The organism is Virgibacillus sp. 7505 (assembly GCF_002272135.1).
Taxonomy (GTDB): Bacteria; Bacillota; Bacilli; order Bacillales; family Amphibacillaceae; genus Terribacillus.
This window is the reverse complement of the sequence record NZ_NPBF01000516.1, coordinates 1-205: the sequence shown is the minus strand read 5'-3', so window position 1 is coordinate 205 and position 205 is coordinate 1. Positions and strand designations below refer to the sequence as shown.

General features: G+C 49.8%; 1 protein-coding gene. It reads right to left on the bottom strand.

All coding sequences use genetic code 11. The features are described 5' to 3' along the window. The coding region (locus CHH91_RS20030; RefSeq protein ID WP_176465923.1) for an aminoglycoside 6-adenylyltransferase at positions 1–205 on the bottom strand (205 nt) is incomplete at both ends.

The following is a 205-nucleotide window of genomic DNA, read 5'->3' as shown; positions in this document are numbered from 1 at the left end:
AAGTTGACAGAAACAGCTGCCACCGTCCATCGTCCACATACTGTTCAAGGTATTTGCCATGTTTGCCAACGCTGACGCGAAACTCGTTGTCGATGCCAACTGTCCATTCCAGCATGCGCAAAAGCATGGCCCGGATGACATTCAAGTGATCGTATGCATACGTAAACTCTTGCCGCCACAATCCTTTTGCGACATAGGTGGACAC